Genomic DNA, 5,711 nt, shown 5'->3' on the forward strand with positions numbered 1-5,711 from the left:
TGGAAGTCGGTGGTCGGCACCAACGTCGCCTCGGACGCGCTGTCCAACGTCGCCTCGGGCGGCGTCACCGGCGGCGCGTTGATCATCGTCGGCGAGGATTATGGCGAGGGCTCCAGCATCATGCAGGAGCGCACCCACGCCTTCGCGATGAAGTCGCAGATGTGGCTGCTCGATCCCCGCCCCAACCTCACCAGCATCGTCGATGCCGTCGAAACCGGCTTCCGCCTCTCCGAAGCCTCGAACACCCCGGTGATGCTCGAACTCCGCGTCCGCGCCTGCCACATGACCGGCCAGTTTATCGCCAAGGACAACCAGCGCCCGCCGCTGACCGTCAGCGGGGCCGCCGCCCACCCGGTCCGCGACACCAGCCGCATCGTCCTGCCGCCGGCCAACTTCCTCCACGAGCAGGAGAAGATCGCCCATCGTTGGCCCGCCGCACTCGCCTATATCGAGCAGCACAAGCTCAACGAGCATTTCGGCCCCACCGCCCATGATGTCGGGATCATCGTCCAGGGCGGCCTCTACAATAACCTCAACCGCGCGCTGGAACAGCTCGGCCTGTCGGACAGCTATGGCCACAGCCAGCTGCCGATCCTCTGCCTCAACGTTACCTATCCGCTGGTGCCTGCGGAAATCGCCGCCTTCTGCGCCGGCAAGTCGGCGGTGATGATCGTCGAGGAAGGCCAGCCCGAGTTCATCGAGCATGAGCTCAACACCCTGATCCGCCGCGCCGACCTCAACACCCGCCTGATCGGCAAGGACATGCTGCCCCGCGCCGGCGAATATGGCGCCCATATCATCCGCGAGGGGCTCGAAAAATTCCTCCGCGCTTACGCCCCCGCGCTGGCCAATCCGCAAGCCGCCGCCGAGGCCCCCGCGCTCGCCCCGCTCGATGTGCCCCAGCGCCCGGCCGGCTTCTGCACCGGCTGCCCCGAGCGGCCGATCTTCACCGCAATGAAGCTCGTCGAGCGCGAGCTCGGCCCCGCCCATGTCTCGTCGGACATCGGCTGCCACCTGTTCTCGATCCTGCCGCCGTTCAATCTCGGCAACACCACCATGGGCTATGGCCTCGGCAGCGCCGGCGCCTCGGCCTTCCGCCCGGACAGCCGCGACGGCAAGCCCAAGCGCGCCATGGCGGTCATGGGCGACGGCGGCTTCTGGCACAACGGCCTCACCTCGGGCATCGGCAACGCCGTCTTCAACCAGGACGACACCGTCACCATCATCGTCGACAATGGCTATTCGGCGGCCACCGGCGGCCAGGACATCCTCTCCTCGCGCGCCACCAACGAGGACCGCAGCACCCGCCACCCGATCGAGGTGGCCGTGCGCGGCGTCGGCGGCAAATGGGTCCGCACGCTCACCAACACCTACCGCATCGAGAAGATGCGGGACACCATCCGCGAGGCGATGACCAGCCCCACCCCCGGCCCCAAGGTCATCGTCGCCCAGTCCGAATGCATGCTCAACAAGCAGCGCCGCGAAAAGCCGCTGGCCAGCAAGGCGATCAAGGCCGGCAAGCGCGTCACCCGCGAGCGCTTCGGCATCGATCCGGACACCTGCACCGGCGATCACAGCTGCATCCGCCTGTCCGGCTGCCCGTCGCTCAGCATCGCCCCCAATCCCGATCCGCTGCGCCAGCACCCGATCGCCAGGGTCGACAACAGTTGCGTCGGCTGCGGCCTGTGCGGCGAGGTCGCCCATGCCGCGATCCTCTGCCCGAGCTTCTACAAGGCGACGCTGACCAACAACCCCGGCGGTTTCGAACGCTGGCGCCACAATCTCCGCACCCGCATCATCGCCCGCCTCCAGTCGATCAGCCAGCGCGACCGTCTGGCGCGAGCCTTCTAGATGTCCGGCCGCATCAGCCTCGCCATCCTGGCGCTCGGCGGCCAGGGCGGCGGCGTCCTCGCCGACTGGATCCTCGCCGTCGCCGCCGCCAATGGCCATGTCGCTCAGGGCACCTCGGTCCCCGGCGTCGCCCAGCGCACCGGCTCGACCATCTACTATATCGAGATGTACCCGGCCGCAGCCGAGCCGCCGGTGATGGCGCTCAGCCCGGTCCCCGGCGATGTCGACATCGTCATCGCCTCGGAGCTGATGGAGGGCGGCCGCGCCCTGCAACGCGGCTTCGTCAAGACCGGCCATACCACGCTGATCAGCAGCACCCACCGCATCTACGCCATCGCCGAAAAGACCGCCCGCTTCGATGGCCGCCGCCCCTCCGAGCGTATTCTCGAGGCCGCCCGCGCCCGCGCATCCCGCTTCATCGGCTTCGACATGGAGGAGGCCGCCACCCGCGCCGGCAGCGTCATCAGCTCGGTGATGCTCGGCGCGCTCGCCGCCAGCCGCGCCCTGCCCTTCCCGCGCCAGGCCTATGAGGCCGCCATCGAGGCCGGCGGCATCGCGGTTGCCGCCAACCTCAAGGGCTTCGCCGCCGGCTGGGACGCCGCCACCGCCGGCCCCGGCCTGGTGCCCCCGCTCGCCGCCCCGCCGATCCCCACCACCGAGGCCGGCCGCGCGCTGGCCTGGCGGGTCAGCAGCGAGCTGCCGCCCCCGGCCCAGCCCGTCGCCATGCACGGCGTCCAGCGGCTGATGGACTATCAGGACAGCGCCTATGCCCATCTCTACCTCGATCGCCTGAAGCCGATCGCCGCCCTCGATACCGGCGAGGACAATCACCGCCTCGCCACCGAGACCGCCCGCGGCCTGGCGCTGTGGATGAGCTATGAGGACACCATCCGCGTCGCCGACCTCAAGACCCGCGATACCCGTTCGACACGCGTCCGCGCCGAAGTCCGCGCCGCCGACGATCAGTTGCTCGCCGTCACCGAATACATGCACCCCCGCTATGCCGAGGTCTGCGAAACCCTCCCCCGCCCCCTCGGCCGCTTCCTGCTCGACAGCCCGCTGTTCACCTCGCTGCTCGCCCCGCTATTCAGGCAGGGCCGCCATGTCACCACCACCAGCCTGCGCTGGTTCCTGCTGCTCTGGCTGCTGTCCCGCGCCCGCCGCTTCCGCCGCCTCAGCCTCCGCCATCATGAGGAGCGTGCCCGCATCACCGCCTGGTTGGCGCTGATCACCGACCTCGCCCAGACGAACCTCGCCGCCGCCACCGCGCTCGCCGAATGCCAAATACTGATCAAGGGCTATTCGGACACCCATGAGCGCGGCCTGCGCCAGTATGCCTTGATCGCCGCCGCCATCGCCCGCCACCGCCACCACCCGGACCTCGCCACCCGCATCACCACGCTGCGCCACGCCGCCGAAGCCGACGAACACGACATCGCCCTCACCGCCGCCCTCGCGACTCTCGATCCCGCCCCCCCCCAACCCCTCGCCGCCTGACACCCTCGCCGTCACGACCGCCACCCCCCTATCCGTCGCCCCGGGCTCGACTCCGGGCCCAAGCACCAACCGCCCCACCCCCACCCCACTCTCACATCCCGAGACCCTCCCCCCACCACCCGCTTGCCCCGCGCCCCCCGCCCCGCCACCTTCCCCGCATGACAGCCGACATCATCCCCGGCCGCGCCACCCCGCGAGGCCGCTTCCCCCATGTCCGCCGCGCCGGCGATTTCCTCTTCGTCTCCGGCACCAGCAGCCGCCGCCCGGACAACAGCTTCGCCGGCGCCAGCGTCGACCCGATGGGCGTCACCAGCCTGGACATCCGCGAGCAGACCCGCGCCGTCATCACCAACATCGCCGCCCTGCTCGAGGCACACGGCACCAGCCTCGCCGCCCTCGTCGACGCCACCACCTTCCTCGTCAACATGAACGACTTCGGCGGCTACAACCAGGTCTGGGCCGAGTTCTTCGACGAGACCGGCCCGGCCCGCACCACCGTCGCCGTTCACCAGCTCCCCCACCCCCTCCTCCTCATCGAGATCAAGGCGACCGCCTACGCACCGGTCAGTGCATGAGCCGCGAAGCCCCCGTCCGCACCTATCTCGCCGCCCAGGCCGCCGCGGATCTCGACACCGTGCTCCAATGCTTCACCGAGGACGGCAAGGTCAGCTCACCGGTCTATGGCGGCGTCCCCGTCGCCGATTTCTACCGCCGCCTGTTCGCCGACACCGCCCATGCCAGCGTCGCCATTCACACCCTCTTCACCGCCGAGCGCAAAATCGCCGCCCATTTCGCCTATCACTGGGAAATGAAGAGCGGCGCCCGCACCACCACCGACCTCGTCGACATCTTCGACTTCGCCCCCGGCAGCGACCGCATCACCCACCTCCAGATCATCTTCGACACGGCAAAAATCGGCAAAGCCTAGGCGAAAATGTGCCTCCGGCGGCTGGGGCCGCAGGCCCCAGACCCCAATCATTGGGCTGATCCCACAAGACCATCTGCCGGCGCCTCGCGGAGGCCAATTTATTGGGGTCTGGGGCCTGCGGCCCCAGCCGCCGGAGGCACTTCTTCTGAACGCCGGGCCCCCGCTAGCCACGGCCCCCCGTCCCCGATATATACTACCAAACATATCGATAAAGGCGAGCAATGCGCGGCACCCTCTGGCGACAAAGATCCTGGCTGGCCGCAGCCTTGGCGATGCTTCTGGTCGCCCCCGCCGCCGCACAGACGCCCGCCCCCACCATCGCCGCCGCCGCCGACCTCAATGCCGCCCTGCCCGAGGTCGCCGCGCTGTTCACCCGCCAGACCGGCAAGCACGTCCGCCTGGTCTTCGGCTCATCCGGCAATTTCACCCAGCAGATCGCCAATGGCGCCCCGTTCGCGCTGTTCCTGTCGGCCGACGAGGCCTATGTCGCCCGCCTCGCCGCCGACGGAAAAACGCAAGGCGATGGCGTCCTCTATGCCACCGGCCGCATCGGCCTGTTCGTCCCCACCGCATCGCCAATCAAGGCCGATGCCGGGCTGAAGGACCTCGCCCGCGCCGCCGCCGACGGCCGCCTGCGCAAATTCGCGATCGCCAATCCCGACCACGCCCCCTATGGCCGCGCCGCCCGCGAGGCGCTGCGCCACGCCGGTCTGTGGACGGCGATCCAACCCAAGCTCGTGCTCGGCGAAAACGCCGCCCAGGCCACCCAGTTCGCCGCCTCCGGCTCGGCCCAGGCCGGCATCATCCCCTATGCGCTGGCGCTGACCCCGAGCGTCAAGGCCGCTGGCCGCTTCGTCCTCATCGATGCCGGCTGGCACCAGCCGCTGCGCCAGCGCGCCGTGCTGCTCGCCGGCGCCGGCGCCACGGCCCGCGCCTTCTACACCTTCCTCCAGCAGCCCCCGGCCCGCGCCATCCTCGCCCGCCACGGATTCACCACGCCGGAGCAAATCCCCTGAACACGGCCACCCTGAGCTCGACCATCGACTGGACGGCCTTCGCCCTGTCGCTGAAGCTGGCCGGCTGCACCGCATTGGTGCTGCTGCCCATCGGCCTGGCGCTGTCGCGCGCGCTGGCCTTCAATCTCCGCCGCGGCAAGGCGCTGGTCGAGGCGCTGGTGGCCCTGCCGCTGGTCCTGCCCCCCACCGTGCTCGGCTATTATCTGCTGGTCAATTTCGGCGGCGCCTCGCCGATCGGCGCGCTCTGGGCGCGACTGTTCGGCGCCGACCTGATGTTCAGCTTCTCCGGCCTGCTGGTCGCCTCGATTATCGTCAACCTGCCCTTCGCCGTCCAGCCGATGCAGCGCGCCTTCGAGGCGCTCCCCGCTGATGTCCGCGAGGCCGCCTGGGTCAGCGGCATGACCCCCGTCACCACCTTC

The 5,711-nt window shown here is 69.7% G+C and carries 6 protein-coding genes; all 6 read left to right on the top strand.

What is annotated here, in order from left to right; translation table 11 throughout:
- A partial coding sequence (locus tag ACTIFJ_RS14695) for a thiamine pyrophosphate-dependent enzyme (protein WP_439534858.1) occupies nucleotides 1-1,851 on the top strand: 1,851 nt, incomplete at its 5' end.
- A complete protein-coding gene (locus ACTIFJ_RS14700) occupies nucleotides 1,852-3,348 on the top strand; it encodes an indolepyruvate oxidoreductase subunit beta family protein (RefSeq protein WP_439534859.1) in 1,497 nt (498 codons plus the stop codon). It begins immediately after the preceding gene.
- Between the two features lie 158 nt (nucleotides 3,349-3,506).
- Nucleotides 3,507-3,923 (top strand): RidA family protein, encoded by a 417-nt coding sequence (locus ACTIFJ_RS14705; protein WP_439534860.1) that lies wholly within the window; start codon nucleotides 3,507-3,509, stop codon nucleotides 3,921-3,923.
- Complete coding sequence (locus ACTIFJ_RS14710; protein ID WP_439534861.1) at nucleotides 3,920-4,276, top strand: nuclear transport factor 2 family protein; 357 nt, start codon at nucleotides 3,920-3,922, stop codon at nucleotides 4,274-4,276. The genes ACTIFJ_RS14705 and ACTIFJ_RS14710 overlap by 4 nt, the downstream gene beginning before the upstream one ends.
- A 272-nt stretch (nucleotides 4,277-4,548) precedes the next feature.
- Nucleotides 4,549-5,292 carry a molybdate ABC transporter substrate-binding protein gene (gene modA, locus ACTIFJ_RS14715; RefSeq protein ID WP_439534862.1) on the top strand — a complete coding sequence of 248 codons (744 nt, stop codon included), beginning with the start codon at nucleotides 4,549-4,551 and terminating at the stop codon, nucleotides 5,290-5,292.
- A gap of 77 nt (nucleotides 5,293-5,369) precedes the next feature.
- Nucleotides 5,370-5,711: molybdate ABC transporter permease subunit (locus tag ACTIFJ_RS14720; RefSeq protein WP_439534863.1), on the top strand; the 342-nt coding region annotated here is incomplete at its 3' end.

Origin of the sequence: Polymorphobacter sp. (genome assembly GCF_051860865.1) — a bacterium.
In the GTDB taxonomy this organism is placed as follows: domain Bacteria; phylum Pseudomonadota; class Alphaproteobacteria; order Sphingomonadales; family Sphingomonadaceae; genus Sandarakinorhabdus.